We start from the raw sequence: 14,696 nt of genomic DNA on the forward strand, positions 1-14,696 counted from the left end.
TTGTCTATGCAAGCTCTCAGACTTAGCGCCTATACCCTCACCACTGCCCTGGGCCGTGGGGTGGAACCACATCTGGCCGCACTGCGCGAACAGCGCGGCGGCATTGTCAAAAAACGCTGGGAAACGGTGGAGTTTGATGTCTGTATCGGTGAAGTGGCCGGTGTGGACGACATCACCCTGCCTGCCGGACTGGCCGCCTACGACTGCCGCAACAACCGCCTGGCCTTGCTTGGCTTGCAGCAGGATGGTTTTGCCGCACAAGTAGAAGCCGCCAAGGCCCGCCATGGCGCAGGCCGCATCGGCGTGTTTCTGGGGTCCAGCACCTCCGGCATTCTCAATTCCGAGCTGGCCTATCGCGAGCGCGACCCGGCCAGCGGCAGCCTGCCTGACTGGCTGCATTACCGCGAAACCCACAATGCCTATTCGGTGGCGGATTTCGTGCGCAAGCATTTTGCCTTGAGCGGCCCGGCCTGTGTGGTGTCCACCGCCTGTTCTTCCAGCGCCAAGGTGTTTGGCACGGCGCAGCGCATGCTGGCTGCCGGGCTGATCGATGCTGCCATTGTCGGTGGCGTGGACAGCCTGTGCCTTACCACCATTTACGGTTTTTCCTCGCTGCAACTGGTGTCGGGCGAACCCTGTCGCCCGTTTGATGCTGCGCGCGATGGCATCTCCATTGGCGAAGGCGCGGCGTATGTGCTGCTGGAGCGTGCTGATGGTGCTGGTGAGGGCGAAATCCTGCTCACCGGCGTGGGTGAAAGCAGCGATGCCTACCATATGTCCTCGCCCCACCCGGAAGGGCTGGGTGCGCGCATGGCCATGCAGCAAGCCTTGCAGATGGCCGGTTTGCAGCCGGACGACATCGGCTACATCAATCTGCACGGCACCGCCACGCCCAGCAACGATGCCGCCGAAGGCGCGGCCGTGCTGACGCTGTTTGGCCAAGGCACGCCGTGCAGCTCCACCAAGGGCCATACCGGCCATACGCTGGGCGCGGCTGGTGGCATCGAAGCCATTTTCTGTGTGCTGGCACTGCGCGAGGGCCTGCTGCCCGGCGGGGTTGGCACCAGCACGCTGGATCCGGCCTTGCCGGTCAATTACCTGCTGCACAATCAGCAGCAGCCCTTGCAGCATGTACTGAACAATTCTTTCGGTTTTGGCGGCAGTAATTGCAGTCTGGTTTTTTCGCGGGTGACGGCATGAGCACAGCAACAATCTATCTGGATGGCCTGAGCGTACTGGGCCCGGGCATGGCGGACTGGAACGCCGCCGCGGCCTGTCTGCGCGGCGAGCAGCCATTTGCCGTGGCAGACGTCAGCCTGCCACCGGTCACCGCCTTGCCTGCTACCGAACGGCGACGCGTGGGCGCTGCCGTCAAGCTGGCCATGGCTACCGGCTTTGCCGCCGTCGAAGCAGCCGGGGCCGATGCCGCCTTGCTGGCCAATGTGTTCTGCTCCACCGGTGGCGACTGCGACAACTGTCACAACCTGCTGGATGTACTGGCCTCCGACCAGCGGCTGGTTTCCCCCACCCGTTTTCACAACTCGGTACACAATGCCCCGGCCGGTTACTGGGGCATTGCCACCGGCTGCACCGCGGCTTCCACCAGCCTGTGTGCCTACGATGCCACCTTCGCCGCCGGTTTGCTGGAAACGGTAACCCAGGTGCAGGCCGACGGCGGCAGTGGCCTGTTGGTGGCGTTTGATACCGCCTATCCGCAACCCCTGTATGCACAGCGTCCCATTCCCTACCCGATGGGTGTGGGCATGGTGTTGAGTGCGCGCCGTAGCGATCGCAGCAGCGCCGCCTTGCAGCTGTCGCTGTGCAATGAAGCTGCCAGCACCATGGCCGATGCCGCGCTGGAACAGCTGCGGCAAACCATTCCGGCAGCGCGCAGCCTGCCCTTGCTGCAATTGCTGGCACAGGGTGGTGCAGGCCGGGTAGTACTGGATTATCTGGATGACTGCCGTCTGGCCGTCACGGTGCAAGCATGATGGACCGTCAGGCCATTGCCGCACGTATTCCACACCAAGGCAGCATGTGTCTGCTCGATAGCGTCGCGCGCTGGGATGCGGAACAAATCGTCTGTCTGACCCGCAGCCATCTGCTGGCGGATAACCCCTTGCGTGCAGCCGGACGGCTGGGTGTGGCCAATGCCATCGAATACGCCGCGCAGGCCATGGCACTGCATGGTAGCCTGCTGGCTGGCGATGCCGCCCCGCCGCGCGCCGGTTATCTCACCAGCGTGCGCGAAGCCAGCTGGCATTGCCAGCGGCTGGATGAAGAGGCCGATGCCTTGCAGGTGCAGGCCGAACGTCTGTCCGGCAACGACATTACCGCCATGTACCGTTTTGCCGTGTCATCCGGCGGGCGTCTGCTGGCCAGTGGCCGGCTGGGCGTGGTGCTCAATGCTGCCGCCCTGGCTCCGCTTTCCACTTCTTCCCGGGAGTCGTCATGAAACGCGCCCTCATCACCGGTGGCAGTGGTGCCATCGGTGCTGCCATCTGCCAGCGTCTGGCGGCCGATGGTTTTCACGTCATCATTCACGCCAACAGCAATCTGGCAGCGGCACAAGCGCTGGGCCAGTCGCTGCGCGAACAAGGCTACAGTGCCGAGGCAGTACAGTTTGACGTGGCGGATGCCGCAGCCAGCGCGGCAGTGCTGGAGCGTATTCTGGAACAAGGCCCGGTCCAGGTGCTGGTGAACAATGCCGGCATCCACGACGACGCGGTGTTTCCCGGCATGCAGCCGGCGCAGTGGCACCGGGTGATCGACGTCTCGCTGCACGGCTTTTTCAATGTCACCCAGCCCTTGACCATGCCGATGATACGCACCCGCTGGGGGCGCATCATCAATATCACCTCGGTGGCGGGCCTTGCCGGCAATCGCGGTCAGACCAACTATGCCGCCGCCAAGAGCGCGCTGCATGGGGCCACCCGCTCGCTGTCGCTGGAGCTGGCCAGCCGTGGCATCACCGTCAATGCGGTGGCGCCGGGCATCATCGCCTCGGACATGAGCAAGGATGTGTTCGACAAGGAAATGGTGGCACAGCTGGTGCCGATGAAGCGGGTAGGGCAGCCAGAGGAAGTAGCCAGCCTGGTGGCGTTTCTGGCGTCGGAGCAGGCGGCTTATATCAGCGGCCAGGTGATTTCCATCAACGGCGGCATGCTGTAAGGCTGTACAGGCAGGCTGACAGGCTTTATGCCTTGTCAGCCTCCAGCTGGGCGACCAGCTGCGCACGCGGTGCGTAAGCCAGCGCGATTTCCAGCTTGGCCACGTCGGCATCTGCCACTTTCACCTGGGCATTCACCTGCACCAGCAAAGGTGCCACCTGACGGCACTGGATGAAGAAATCCACCGCACAGTCCGGCTGTACCGGCTGCTTGAACCAGCAGTTGCGTACTGCAGCCAGCACGCCGATGGAATCTTCCGGCAGGGTTTTCACATAAGGGTCGCCCGCCAGCAGTCCGGCACCGGCAAACTGCGCCATGGATTCGATCAGCATGACCCCCGGCACCAGCGGCAGGCCGGGAAAATGGCCCGCTATCACCGCATTGTCACGCGGCCAGCGTGCCGTGCCATGAAACTGGTGCGGCCCTTCAATACACAGCTGCTCGCACACGAAAATGGCACCACGGTGCGGCAGGATGGCGGCAATGTCCTCCCGCGCCAGCAGCATGGGGTAGTGATAGTCAGCACTCATGCCGCATACTGCCTGGCCACCAGCGAGACATTGCTGCCACCGAAGGCAAAAGAGTTGGACATGATGGCATTCACCGTGCAGCCGTGACGGGCATGCAGCGGGATGAAATCCAGATCGCACTGCGGGTCCGGCGTTTCCAGCGTGGCGGTGGGCGGCAGCGAACCGCTGTTCATCGCCATCACCGCCAGGGCGAATTCCAGAATGCCGCTGGCACCGATCAGGTGGCCGTGCATGGACTTGGTGGAGCTGATGGCAAGCGCGCTGTTTTCACGGCCACCGAACACCGTGCGGATGGACTCGGTTTCCACCACATCGCCGGTTTGCGTCGCCGTGCCATGGGCATTCAGGTACTGGATATCGCTGGCTTGCAGCCCGGCATCGGCCAGCGCCTGTTGCATGGCATACACCTGTTCGGCGCTGGAAGGCGCAGTCAGATGGGCAGCATCGCTGCTGCAACCATAGCCGCACACTTCGCCCAGCGCGGCCTGTTGTCGCGCGCTGGCATGGGCGGCACTTTCCAGCACCATGGCTGCCGCGCCTTCGCCCAGCACAAAGCCGCTGCGGTCCAGCGAAAACGGGCGGCAACTGCGCGCCGGGTCGGCGGCATGGGGTTTGGCCATCACGCGCAAGGCATTCCAGGCCAGGATGGAGCCGGGTGTCAGCATGGCTTCGCAGCCCACTACCACCGCAGCATCCAGATAGCCGTCACGAATGGCGCGGAAGGCTTCGCCAATGGCGGTGGCGGAGGAGGCGCAGGCAATGGAATAGGTATTGCTGGGGCCCTTGAAACCATGGCTCATGGAAATGGCCGCGGCTGCGGCGTTGGCCATCATCCTGGGTACGGACAGCGGGTGCACCATGGCCGGATTGCGCTTGCCATTGCTGTTGACTGCCGCCTGGAAGCGGTCGTACAGCCCGTCCAGCGTGTGGGCACCGCCAAAGCCGATACCGACGAACACGCCTATGCGGCGGCTGTTTTCCGGCTGGGCCGGAAAGCTTGCCTGTTGCAGCGCTTCGCCTGCGGCAACCAGGGCAAACTGGCTGGCACGGTCCAGCCCGGCATGCTTGCTGTCCAGCAGGGGCAGCGGTTCGCTCGCCGCCGGGGCCAGCAGGATGTCGGGCAGCCATTTGGCAATACTGGCCGGCGCGCTGCCAATGGCGCAGTGGCCTTCCAGCGCACGGGCAAAACTGGTGGGAAGGTCTGCCCCCAGCGGGCTGATGGCTCCCATGCCGGTAATCAGGACCTGTGCCACTTATTGCCCCGCTTCCAGGCTCAGGTCGGGCATTTCGCCGTTATTGTGGGCGCGGATGGCAGCTTCGATATCGGCCAGCATTTCGGCAAAACCCATTTTCGGGTAGCGGGTGGGGTCGGGCAATTGAAAACCGCAGCGATCTTCGATTTCAAACAGCATCTCGACCATATCGAGCGAATCCAGGCCCAGGGCAGACATTTGCAGGTTCGGATCATCAAACAATGCAGCGTCTTTGCCTTTGGTATTGATCAGATAGTTTTTGATGATTTCTTCTAGCATAAGCATTCAATCCCGAGCGTTGCATGCAGCAAGGAGGCCAGATTATATAGTAAAATCATGACCCCGGTTTGACTTGGCTCGGCTTGCCTGCGGGTGATTTCAAGCATGTCCTATCCATCGGCATTGAATACCCGGTTGTATTTCTGTCCGGTATGTTGCACTTCCCCGGCCCATCCTGGCCGGGTGAAATGGCTGCCGGGAATGGCCAATTCGCTCGCGCATTAAATGCGGCGGGCAGTCAACGAGAAGTGAAGTGTAATAATGTGGTATCGCTGTGTGCGCATGGGCCAGATCCTGCTGTTTTATCTGATGTTGTGCTGGCTGGGGTCAATGCTGTTATTGGGCAATCTGGCAGTGCTGCCATTGCTGCTGACACCGCGCGCCTTGCGTGAACCGCTGGTGCAGCGTGCCATCAGTCTGATTTGTCGCTGTTTTCTGGCCGGTGCCGAGGCCAGTGGCCTGATGCAGCTGGACTTGCGCGCGCTGGACCGGCTGGGCGGCTGTCGGCGTACCGTGCTGATTGCCAATCATCCCAGCATGATCGACGCATTTCTCATTTTTTCCCGCCTGCCGCATGTGGTGTGCCTGATGAAGGCCAGCATCAGTTCCAATCTGTTTCTGGGGGCGGGGGCTTATCTGGCGGGTTTTATTTCAAACCGTCATCCGGAGTTGATGTTTCGTGCCGCCATTCACGCCGTACGCGATGGCAAGGTATTGATGATATTTCCGGAAGGCACGCGTACCACGCGCCAGCCGGTGAATGAGATGGGTGAAGCAGTCGCGCTGATTGCCAAAAGAGCACAAGCTCCATTACAAACCATTCTGATTAGCACTAATTCGCCTTATTTGAGCAAAGGCTGGAAAATATGGCGACCTCCCGAGTTTCCCTTGATATATCGGGCAATTCCGGGTGAGCATTTCGAAGCATCAGCCAGTCGTGATGAAATGACGCAGTGTATTCAGGACTATTACCAGCGCACGCTAGAGCGCTCGATTGACCCGCAACTGCATTTGTAAAACAGCGGCCGGTTTTCCACGCGGGATTGACCATGCCGACTGTCATCGGCTAATGTCCTTTCCCGTTTCCACAGCATCGCCGCATTGCGGTGTCCAATCATTTTCTGCCTGCCATGCCTACACCTTCTTCCACCCATGTGGTTCTGATTCCCAGTTATAACCCCGGCCCCAAGGTGTATGACACGGTGCGCGCGGCGCGTCAGCAATGGTCGCCGGTGTGGGTGATCGTGGATGGCAGCGACGATGGCTCGGCCGAAGGCTTGCAGCGCATGGCTGCTGAAGACGACGGCCTGCAGGTGTTCGTGCTGCCGCAAAACAGTGGCAAGGGTGCCGCCGTGCTGCATGGGCTGGATCAGGCCAGCCGCCTGGGGTTCACCCATGTGCTGTGCATGGATTCGGACGGCCAGCACCCGGTGGCGCAGATTCCGCTGTTCATGGCCACCTCGCAACAACAGCCACAAGCCATGGTACTGGGCTTGCCGGTTTTCGATGCCAGTGCGCCCAGCCTGCGGGTGAAGGGGCGCAAGATTTCCAACTGGTGGGCCAATCTGGAAACCCTGTGGACGGGAATAGGCGATTCGCTGTTCGGTTTTCGCGTGTATCCGGTGGCGCCCTTGCGCCGCATCATGCAGCGCCAGCGCTGGATGCGCCGTTTCGACTTCGACCCGGAAGCCGTGGTGCGCCTGTGCTGGGCCGGGGTTCCGCCGCTTAACCTGCCATCCCCGGTCAAATACTTTCAGGCTGATGAAGGTGGGGTGTCGCACTTCAATTACTGGCGCGATAACCGCCTGCTGACCTGGATGCACATCCGCCTGATGTTCGGTTTTGCACTGCGCCTGCCGCTGTTGTTGTACCGGCGTGCCGTGCAGCCGCGCTGAACTGCAGCAATTCTCTGAAAACCGGTTGATTTCATGTCTGCACCCGCCATGATTTTCCATCTGCTGCTGGAGCAACTGGCGCGTCATCCGCTGCCGCGTATTCCGGAAGCGGCGGCGGTGATGGAGGACCCGCAGCAGGTGGCAGCCTTTGCCGACAGTGGCAAGGATCAGGGCATTCTCAACTACATTTATCTGTTTCACGCCTTGATGTCGGCGTCACTGATTGCGCCGGGTGATGTGGTGCTGGACCTGGCGTGTGGCCCGGCCAACCAGCTGTTGCGGCACGCCCGCCTGCATCCGGACGCGCATTTTGTCGGCATGGATGCTTCGATGCGCATGCTGGAGCTGGCAGAGCAGAACCTGCGCGAGGCTGGTGTGCACAATGTCAGCCTGCGACAGGGCGACATGACCCGGCTGGATGGCATGGCTGCTGCCAGCACGGACGTGGTGCTGTGCTCCATGTCGCTGCATCATCTGATGGACAACACGGCCTTGCAGCACTGCATGCAGCAGATGGCGCGCATCCTGCGCCCGCTGGGTGGCGTATATCTGGCCGATTTTGGCCGCCTCAAACGCCGTGCCACGCAGCGCTTCTTTGCTTACGACCGCATGGACTTGCAGTCGCCTGCCTTCACGGCTGATTTTCTGAATTCCCTGCAAGCTGCGTTCAGCCTGACGGAATTGCAGCAGGCAGCTGCCATGCTGGCCAATGCTCCGGCCTGCTTCCACACGGCGCTGGCCCCTTTCATGGTGGTGCTGCGCAGTGCGCCACGCCGCGTGGTCGACCCCGGCCTGCAACAGCGTGTGCAGCTTGCTTATCAGCAACTGGAGCCGGGGGAGCGCCGCGACCTGCACAATCTGCTGCGCTGGTTCCGTCCGGGTGGCCTGCGGCTGCCGGACGGCCTGGTGCTTACAGACGGGTGATGACGCTGTCGGCCGGCAGGCGCGACTTGGGCAGAGTGGCGTTGAAGTCGCTGTCGCTGCGATAGCCCAGTGCCACGATGACGGCGCTGGTGAAACCCTTGGCGCGCAGGCCCAGTTCTTCATCCAGCACTTTCTGGTCGAAGCCTTCGATCGGGCAGGCATCAATCTGCATGGCGGCCGCGCCCAGCAACAGGGTGCCTACCGCCAGATAAACCTGCTTTTCCATCCAGTGGTGGGCATCACGCAACTCGAAACGGTGCATGTTGACGAAGTGCGAACGGCCACGGTGCTGGCCGGCACGCGCGTCGGCATTGGCAAAACGGCCGTCGGCCTCTTCCTGGTTCAGCAAGCCTTCCAGATAGTTTTCGTCGATGCTGGCACGGCTGCAGAACACCACGACGTGCGAAGCGTTGAGGACCTTGGCTTCGTTGAAGGCATAAGCACCGCTGGTGGCTTTGGCCACGCGGGCCTTGCCTTCGGCGCTGCCGGCAATGAAGAAGTGCCAGGGCTGGGAGTTGGTGGATGACGGGCTGAAGCGCAACAGGGTTTCGATGTGCGCCACTTGCTCGGCACTCAGCTGGCGGCTGGGATCGAAAGCCTTGGTGGTGTAGCGGGTCTGGACCAGGTCGGCAATGTTCATGCTGGATTCCTCGGTGTGGTTTCAACAGCAGCCATTATTGCCAAAGCGCCTGCGGCAATGAAGTCGGGCTGGCGGGAAGCAGTTTATGTTTTTTTTTGAAAATGAAACCGCTTTCCCGGCGATTACCACGGCCATGCCATACACGCTGGGCGGACTTCAGCTTTCCAGCATCATCTGCGTTACCAGCCAGTCGGTCAGCTGCTGGCTGGCCGTGGCATCGTGTTGTGCCGCATGGCAGGCGGCATGCCAGGCCAGTGCTTGCGCATCCGCTTGCGGCTGGCGCAGCAGGAAGTGCTGCAAGGGGCAGTCCTGCAATGCACGTTTGTCGTGGGCGTGGGAGGGCTGGGTATACAGCCAGTGCTGGGCCAGCGCTCCCAGATAGGTGGTGATTTCACCGCTGTCCCTGGGCAGGCGGAAGTGGCGCTGCCAGTGAATGAAATCGGCTTGCGCCATCGGCCGGGCCAGGCTGTAACCCTGTCCGATGCTGGCACCCAGAATGCGCGAGGCCTCTTGCATGCCGCGGTCTTCCAGGCCTTCCACCACCACTTGCCGGTCCAGGTCCTGCCCCAGTTGCAGGATGGCGCGCATCAGGGCCAGGCTGGTCAGCGGTGTCTTGCGCAGGTTAAGCGTCAGGCTCTGGTCGATCTTGATGGTGTCAAACGGCAGGGTGCTCAGGCGTTGCAGGCTGCTGTAGCCCGAGCCCAGGTCATCCATGGCCAGCTTGATGCCGGTCTGGCGCAGCCGTTCAATGGCACGGTCCTGCGCCAGTGGTGCGGTGTCGCCGGTCTCAAGTAACTCCAGGCTGAGGCGGTGCGGGGCAATGCCGTGCCGTTGCAGTGCTTCGGCCACCCATTGCGGACAGTCCTCGTCCTGCAAGGTGCTGGGCGCGATATTCAGCGAGATGTCGATCTGCATGCCCTGGCGGTCCAGTTCGGAGAGCTGGCTCAGTGCCTTGTCCAGTCCCAGCCGGAACAGGTGGTCAAGGTCGGCATCGCCCAGCAGCGGCAGGAAAACTCCGGGGCTGACCACCTGGCCGTCTTCCTTGACCAGCCGGGCCAGTGCTTCCGCTTTCAGCACCCGGCCGCTGTTGAGTTCTACCAGCGGTTGCAGATACATGGTGAGGCCACCGGCAAACAGCCGCTCGCGCAGCGCCACCGCCAGATTCTGCCGGATGGCGGCGGCAGGCTTGGTACAGGCCGCCAGAATCAGCTCCCAGCGATGCTGCAAGCCCTGGGCAAATTGCAGCATGCTGGCCGACTCGAACTGGTTGGGATAAGCCCCGAACAGGCTGATGACTGCCACGGTCAGCCCCTCGGCATTGCGCACAGGAATGCTCATGGTGGAGCGTATCTGTACTGCGCTGGCCTGCTGGTGCCACAGGGTATAGCGCTTGTCCTTGCCGTAAGAGGCCGAAGTGCAAATGCGCCCGCTGCGCCATGCCACCGCGGTCAGGCCCTGGCCACGTTCGGAGTTGGGGTCGACCACGGCTTCCGAGCCCGGCATTTGCAGGCGGCCAGCCACCAGCTCGCCCAGCGGCCCCCGGCTGTTTTCCGGTACGAACACGCCATTGGACATCAGCCGCATCAGCAGCACGGCCTGCATGCCGGGCAGGCTGCCCAGCTGTTCCAGCTCGCTGTTGACTGCATCGGCCCACAAGGTGCCCTGGTGTGGCATGGGCAGTGCAATGCTGTCCAGATAACGGGCATGCACCAGGGCCGAGGCTTCCAGCTGGGCATGCAACTGGTCTTGCAGGCGGCGGTCGATGATTTCCAGCAGGCGGTAGCGCTGGCGGATGGGCAGCAGGGTCTGGTTCAGCTGTTCGCTGAAGGTGCGGCGAAACAGCTCCACGCTCTGCACCAGCATGATGGGCGTGACCCCCACCAGGCTGTGGGTATGGCCCAGGCGGCGGCTGTCCTGGATGATTTTTTCCGCGCTGTTGTCCGGCGACAGCACCTGCAGCATGAAATTGCGATGCGCTGCTTCCAGGTTTTGCAGTTCTTCATCTCCCAGACTGGAGAGCACTGCATGGATGGAGAGCGCGGCATTTTCCTGGGCATAAAACTGCTGCACATAACGGTCGGCAGCAGACTGGATCAGACGGGCGGATTTGCGCAGCAGCTGGGCTGCTTCGCGGCCATACACTTCGAAATGGCTGCTTTCTTCTGCCGGGTAGTCGCTTTCTTCCCCCACCATATGCCACCAGCGTGGCCGGGTGGATTTGTGCTGCTTGGCCTGGTACATGGCGGCATCGGCCTGCCGCATCAGCGCGTCCGGCTCGATGCCATCGTGCGGAAACAAGGACAGGCCCACCGTCATGCCTACTTCGGCTTCAATATGGTTGCCCAGCAGGAAGGGCGATTCCACTGCCCGGTGCAATCGCTGCATCGCGGTTTCCAGCTGGGTGAGGGTGCCTTCTTCGGGCAGGTCTTCCATCACGATCACGAATTCGTCCCCGCCCAGGCGTGCGACAAAGTCGGTCTTGCGCAGCAGGCCTTGCAGGCGGCGGGCCAGTTCCTGCAGCAGATAGTCGCCAGCCTGATGCCCCCAGGTGTCGTTGACCGGCTTGAAGTCGTCCAGGTCCAGCATGCATACCGCCACCAGTTTGTCGTGGCGCTGGGCGCGGGCCAGGGCGGCGGCCAGGTGATGGGTCAGCGAGAAGCGGTTGGGCAGGCCGGTCAGCCAGTCGTTGTTGGCCGCGTTGACGATCAGCGCCTCGCTGTTCTTGCGCTCGGTGATGTCCTGGTTGGTGCCAATGGCACGCAGTGCCACCCCGGCGTCGTTACGGGCCACCACCTTGCCGGTGCAGCGTATCCAGGTCCAGCCATTTTGCGCATTGCGCACGCGGAATTCCTGCTGGAAGCGACTGTTCTGCCCTTTGAGCACTTCCATCGAGGCGTGATAAATACGCGGATAGTCGTCCGGGTGCACGGCTTCGAGCATGCTGCTGGCGCGCATGCTTTGGGCGGTGGCCTGGTAGCCCAGCATGCGGCCCCAGCGGGCATCCATGATGGCGGTATCCTGCAGGATATCCATGTCCCACAGCGACAGTTGCGAGGCATCCAGCGCCAGTGACAGTTGTTCGTTGGCCTGTTGCAAGGCCAGTTCGGTGGCCTTGCGGTCGGCAATGTCGGTGTAGCTCAGCACATAGCCTTCAGCCTGTCCATGGTCATTGCGCAGCACACTGCAATGCAACATCACCGTGATGGTGCTGCCATCCTGCCGCATGCGCCGCACCTCACCCTGGAAGGGGCGTACCAGCAGTTGCTGGCAATTGCCGGCGCGACCTGCCGGGCCGTCGCGGGCATCCGGCGGGACAATCAGGTCTATGCTCTGTCCCAGCACCTTCTGCACCTCATGGCCAAACAGGCTGCAAAATGCCGGGTTGACATAGCGGATGGTGCGTTCGGTATCCAGAATGGCAAACGCCTGTGAGCTTTGTTGCAGTACTTGCTGGAAATTGAGTTCGGTCATGGTCGGGTCCGGCAGCCGGCGGCAAAAGGCCGCAGGCCGGGTGGCAGGGCAGTCCTGTGCGCGTGTCCTGTGCCGATTTTACTCCAAACCACGTGCCCTGCCTTGCCCGCTGCCTGGAAATGGGCAAGCCGCTGTTGCTTCCCTGCCTGTCCGGCGCTTGCCAGTGACAAAACGGGCTTCTGTCGCTGGCTGGCAATCGGTATCATGCTGCTTTTGCTCGACATGAAGCGACAGGCACTGGCTGCCGTGTCGCACGGGCCATTGTCAGGAAACACCATGACTCAACCTCATCAGGCGCTGATTGCCGCCTTGCCCAAGGCCGAGCTGCATTTGCACATCGAAGGCAGTCTGGAACCGGAAATGATGTTCCGGCTGGCCGAGCGTAACGGCATCAAGCTGCCTTATCCCACGGTGGAAGCAGTCCGCGCCGCCTACGATTTTGACAATCTGCAATCCTTTCTCGACCTCTACTATGCCGGGGCCGGTGTCTTGCAGACCGAGCAGGATTTTTATGACCTGACCTGGGCCTATCTCTTGCGCTGCCGGGACGATCATGTGGTCCATACGGAAATATTTTTCGATCCGCAAACCCATACCGAACGCGGCATCGCCTTTGGCACCGTATATCAGGGCATTCGTCGGGCGCTGGATGATGCCCGTGCACAGCTGGATATCAGTTCACGGCTGATCATGTCTTTTCTGCGCCATTTGAGCGAAGAAGACGGCTTTGCCGTGCTGGAGCAGGCGCGTCCGTATCTGGCGGGCATTGATGGTTTTGGTCTGGATTCCAGCGAAGTGGGGCACCCGCCGGCCAAGTTTGCCCGGCTGTTTGCCGCCTGCCACCAGTTGGGCCTGCCCTGCGTGGCGCATGCCGGTGAGGAGGGCCCGCCTGCCTATGTGTGGGAGGCGCTGGACCTGCTGAAAGTGTGCCGTATCGACCATGGTGTGCGTGCGCTGGAAGATGCCGCCCTGGTGGCGCGTCTGGCTGCCGAGCGCATGCCGCTGACGGTTTGTCCGTATTCCAACATCAAGCTGCGCGTGTTCGACCAGCTGCAAGACCACAACCTGCGCCAGCTGTTGCAGGCGGGCTTGTGTGCCACGGTGAATTCGGACGACCCGGCCTATTTTGGCGGCTATGTGCAGGAGAACTACCTGGGCTGCGCCCGTGCCTTGCAACTGAGCAAGGCGGAAATCGTCCAGCTGTGCCAGAACGGTTTTGAAGCCAGCTGGCTGTCGCCGGAAGAAAAGGCGCACTGGATGGCCGAATGCCAGCGCATTGCCGACGGTTTTGCCGACTGATCCACCCGTAGTATGTTGCCATCGTCGTTTCCACAGCCCCGCCTGGCGGGGCTGTTGCTTTATCAGGCTGGTGGCTTGGGTTTCAGGCCAGTCCGGCGGCCAGTTCCCGTGTCAGCTGTGCTGCCGGAATGGCACGGCAGCCACTGGCATTCTGCCCGCACCACAGCGGGGTGAAGTCGTCCCGTCCCAGTGCTTCGGCCGCCGCACGCAAGGGGGCGATGGCTGCCGTAGCCAGCGGGAAGGCCGGCACACCGGCAGGGCGCGCTCCCAGCTCCTGCATTACCCGGCCCACAATGCCGCGTGCCGGCCTGCCGGTAAACAAGGTGGTCAGCGCCGTGTGTTCGCGGCGTGTGCTGGCCAGTGCCGCACGGTGCAAGGGCGTGGTGTCGGCTTCATCACACAGCAGATAGGCCGTTCCCACCTGTACGCCGGCAGCGCCCAGGCGCATGGCGGCGGCTACGCCATTGGCATCGGCAATGCCACCGGCGGCAATCACCGGCACCTCCACCGCGGCGACAATCTGTGGCAACAGGGCAAGGCTGCCAAGCTGACTGTCCAGATCCATGTCGAGGAACATGCCGCGATGCCCGCCGGCTTCCAGTCCCTGGGCGATGATGGCATCGGCACCATTGGCTGCCAGCCAGCGTGCTTCGGCCACCGTGGTGGCAGAGGACAGTACCTTGCAGCCTGCGGCCTTGACCTGCGCCAGCAAGGGCGCGGCTGGCAGGCCAAAGTGAAAGCTCACCACCGCCGGGCGATAGCGGCTGACAATGTCGGCCATTTCCTGATTGAAAGGGGTGCGGCCCGCGCCGCTGCCGGAAGGGGGTGTGATGCCCATTTCCTGATAGTAGGGCGCCAGCACCGTATGCCAGTCGGCCTGTTGCTGCCGGTCTTCGGCGGGCGGCTGATGGCAGAAGAAGTTGAGGTTGTAAGGCTGCCCGCCCAGCGTACGCATGGCTTCCAGCTCCTGCTGCAAGGTACTGGCCGAGAGCATGGCGGCAGGCAGCGAGCCCAGGGCTCCGGCCTGGCAAACGGCCATGGCCAGGCGGCTGCCCTGTACGCCGGCCATCGGCGCCTGAATGAGAGAGTGGGAAATGTTCAGCCATTGCGCCAGTTGCATGTGTGGTCCCCGTCCGGTGAAAGCCGTCAGCTTAAGCGCTTTGGCTGGTGTCCTGGTGTGGTGCTGCGCGATGTGTAGCGCGGCTGCTACCGCTCGCGGATTTCTGCGGTTTCTG

The 14,696-nt window shown here is 62.3% G+C and carries 14 protein-coding genes; 8 read left to right on the forward strand and 6 right to left on the reverse strand.

Annotation, left to right across the window (positions count from 1 at the left end):
* The first annotated feature begins 6 nt into the window (after positions 1–6).
* Genes AWT75_RS13715 through fabG form a run of 4 tightly spaced genes read left to right on the forward strand, consistent with a single transcriptional unit; the run spans position 7 to position 3,171 of the window.
* A complete protein-coding gene (locus tag AWT75_RS13715; RefSeq protein WP_062789638.1) occupies positions 7–1,200 on the forward strand; it encodes a beta-ketoacyl-[acyl-carrier-protein] synthase family protein in 1,194 nt (397 codons plus the stop codon).
* Positions 1,197–1,991 (forward strand): beta-ketoacyl synthase chain length factor, encoded by a 795-nt coding sequence (locus AWT75_RS13720; protein WP_062789640.1) that lies wholly within the window; start codon positions 1,197–1,199, stop codon positions 1,989–1,991. The genes AWT75_RS13715 and AWT75_RS13720 overlap by 4 nt, the downstream gene beginning before the upstream one ends.
* Positions 1,988–2,455 carry a hotdog family protein gene (locus AWT75_RS13725; protein WP_062789642.1) on the forward strand — a complete coding sequence of 156 codons (468 nt, stop codon included), beginning with the start codon at positions 1,988–1,990 and terminating at the stop codon, positions 2,453–2,455. The genes AWT75_RS13720 and AWT75_RS13725 overlap by 4 nt, the downstream gene beginning before the upstream one ends.
* Positions 2,452–3,171, forward strand: coding sequence for a 3-oxoacyl-ACP reductase FabG (gene fabG / locus AWT75_RS13730; RefSeq protein WP_062789644.1), 720 nt, complete (start codon positions 2,452–2,454; stop codon positions 3,169–3,171). Before AWT75_RS13725 ends, fabG begins: the two co-directional genes overlap by 4 nt.
* Before the next feature lie 25 nt (positions 3,172–3,196).
* Here fabG and AWT75_RS13735 read toward each other — a convergent pair whose 3' ends face one another.
* The 3 genes from AWT75_RS13735 to AWT75_RS13745 are packed head-to-tail and all read right to left on the reverse strand — an operon-like array spanning position 3,197 to position 5,232.
* Positions 3,197–3,700 carry a 3-hydroxyacyl-ACP dehydratase FabZ family protein gene (locus tag AWT75_RS13735; protein WP_045847450.1) on the reverse strand — a complete coding sequence of 168 codons (504 nt, stop codon included), beginning with the start codon at positions 3,698–3,700 and terminating at the stop codon, positions 3,197–3,199.
* Entirely contained in the window at positions 3,697–4,953 is a 1,257-nt protein-coding gene (locus AWT75_RS13740) for a beta-ketoacyl-[acyl-carrier-protein] synthase family protein (RefSeq protein WP_062789646.1), read from the reverse strand. Before AWT75_RS13740 ends, AWT75_RS13735 begins: the two co-directional genes overlap by 4 nt.
* A complete protein-coding gene (locus AWT75_RS13745; RefSeq protein WP_062789648.1) occupies positions 4,954–5,232 on the reverse strand; it encodes an acyl carrier protein in 279 nt (92 codons plus the stop codon). It lies immediately after the preceding gene.
* 261 nt (positions 5,233–5,493) lie between these two features.
* Between AWT75_RS13745 and AWT75_RS13750 the strand changes: the two genes are divergently transcribed.
* From AWT75_RS13750 to AWT75_RS13760, 3 genes are all read left to right on the forward strand, one after another.
* Entirely contained in the window at positions 5,494–6,249 is a 756-nt protein-coding gene (locus AWT75_RS13750) for a lysophospholipid acyltransferase family protein (RefSeq protein ID WP_062789650.1), read from the forward strand.
* 113 nt (positions 6,250–6,362) lie between these two features.
* Positions 6,363–7,127 carry a glycosyltransferase family 2 protein gene (locus AWT75_RS13755; RefSeq protein ID WP_062789652.1) on the forward strand — a complete coding sequence of 255 codons (765 nt, stop codon included), beginning with the start codon at positions 6,363–6,365 and terminating at the stop codon, positions 7,125–7,127.
* A 33-nt stretch (positions 7,128–7,160) separates the two neighbouring features.
* The gene (locus AWT75_RS13760; RefSeq protein WP_062789654.1) at positions 7,161–8,051 is read left to right on the forward strand and encodes a class I SAM-dependent methyltransferase; all 891 of its coding nucleotides are present in this window, start codon (positions 7,161–7,163) and stop codon (positions 8,049–8,051) included.
* Here AWT75_RS13760 and nfsB read toward each other — a convergent pair.
* On the reverse strand, positions 8,038–8,691 hold the full coding sequence (gene nfsB, locus AWT75_RS13765; RefSeq protein ID WP_045847445.1) for an oxygen-insensitive NAD(P)H nitroreductase: 654 nt from the start codon (positions 8,689–8,691) through the stop codon (positions 8,038–8,040). The genes AWT75_RS13760 and nfsB overlap by 14 nt on opposite strands.
* A gap of 156 nt (positions 8,692–8,847) precedes the next feature.
* Positions 8,848–12,162 carry an EAL domain-containing protein gene (locus AWT75_RS23530; RefSeq protein WP_062789656.1) on the reverse strand — a complete coding sequence of 1,105 codons (3,315 nt, stop codon included), beginning with the start codon at positions 12,160–12,162 and terminating at the stop codon, positions 8,848–8,850.
* Positions 12,163–12,438: 276 nt separating this feature from the next.
* Between AWT75_RS23530 and AWT75_RS13775 the strand changes: the two genes are divergently transcribed.
* A complete protein-coding gene (locus tag AWT75_RS13775) occupies positions 12,439–13,461 on the forward strand; it encodes an adenosine deaminase (protein WP_062789675.1) in 1,023 nt (340 codons plus the stop codon).
* Between the two features lie 82 nt (positions 13,462–13,543).
* Here the strand turns inward: AWT75_RS13775 and AWT75_RS13780 are convergent, their stop codons facing one another.
* Positions 13,544–14,581, reverse strand: coding sequence for an NAD(P)H-dependent flavin oxidoreductase (locus AWT75_RS13780; protein ID WP_062789658.1), 1,038 nt, complete (start codon positions 14,579–14,581; stop codon positions 13,544–13,546).
* Positions 14,582–14,696 lie beyond the last annotated feature (115 nt).

It is taken from the genome of Aquitalea pelogenes (assembly GCF_001515305.1).
GTDB classification, from domain to species: domain Bacteria; phylum Pseudomonadota; class Gammaproteobacteria; order Burkholderiales; family Chromobacteriaceae; genus Aquitalea; species Aquitalea pelogenes.

Excerpts from the sequence above, each read along its gene's own strand:
- AWT75_RS13715 (WP_062789638.1), top strand. The coding sequence starts at position 7 with ATGCAAGCTCTCAGACTTAGCGCCTATACCCTCACCACTGCCCTGGGC.
- AWT75_RS23530 (WP_062789656.1), bottom strand. The coding sequence starts at position 12,162 with ATGACCGAACTCAATTTCCAGCAAGTACTGCAACAAAGCTCACAGGCG.
- AWT75_RS13780 (WP_062789658.1), bottom strand. The coding sequence starts at position 14,581 with ATGCAACTGGCGCAATGGCTGAACATTTCCCACTCTCTCATTCAGGCG.
- fabG (WP_062789644.1), top strand. The coding sequence starts at position 2,452 with ATGAAACGCGCCCTCATCACCGGTGGCAGTGGTGCCATCGGTGCTGCC.
- AWT75_RS13725 (WP_062789642.1), top strand. The coding sequence starts at position 1,988 with ATGATGGACCGTCAGGCCATTGCCGCACGTATTCCACACCAAGGCAGC.
- nfsB (WP_045847445.1), bottom strand. The coding sequence starts at position 8,691 with ATGAACATTGCCGACCTGGTCCAGACCCGCTACACCACCAAGGCTTTC.
- AWT75_RS13750 (WP_062789650.1), top strand. The coding sequence starts at position 5,494 with ATGTGGTATCGCTGTGTGCGCATGGGCCAGATCCTGCTGTTTTATCTG.
- AWT75_RS13720 (WP_062789640.1), top strand. The coding sequence starts at position 1,197 with ATGAGCACAGCAACAATCTATCTGGATGGCCTGAGCGTACTGGGCCCG.
- AWT75_RS13745 (WP_062789648.1), bottom strand. The coding sequence starts at position 5,232 with ATGCTAGAAGAAATCATCAAAAACTATCTGATCAATACCAAAGGCAAA.
- AWT75_RS13775 (WP_062789675.1), top strand. The coding sequence starts at position 12,439 with ATGACTCAACCTCATCAGGCGCTGATTGCCGCCTTGCCCAAGGCCGAG.
- AWT75_RS13735 (WP_045847450.1), bottom strand. The coding sequence starts at position 3,700 with ATGAGTGCTGACTATCACTACCCCATGCTGCTGGCGCGGGAGGACATT.
- AWT75_RS13755 (WP_062789652.1), top strand. The coding sequence starts at position 6,363 with ATGCCTACACCTTCTTCCACCCATGTGGTTCTGATTCCCAGTTATAAC.
- AWT75_RS13760 (WP_062789654.1), top strand. The coding sequence starts at position 7,161 with ATGTCTGCACCCGCCATGATTTTCCATCTGCTGCTGGAGCAACTGGCG.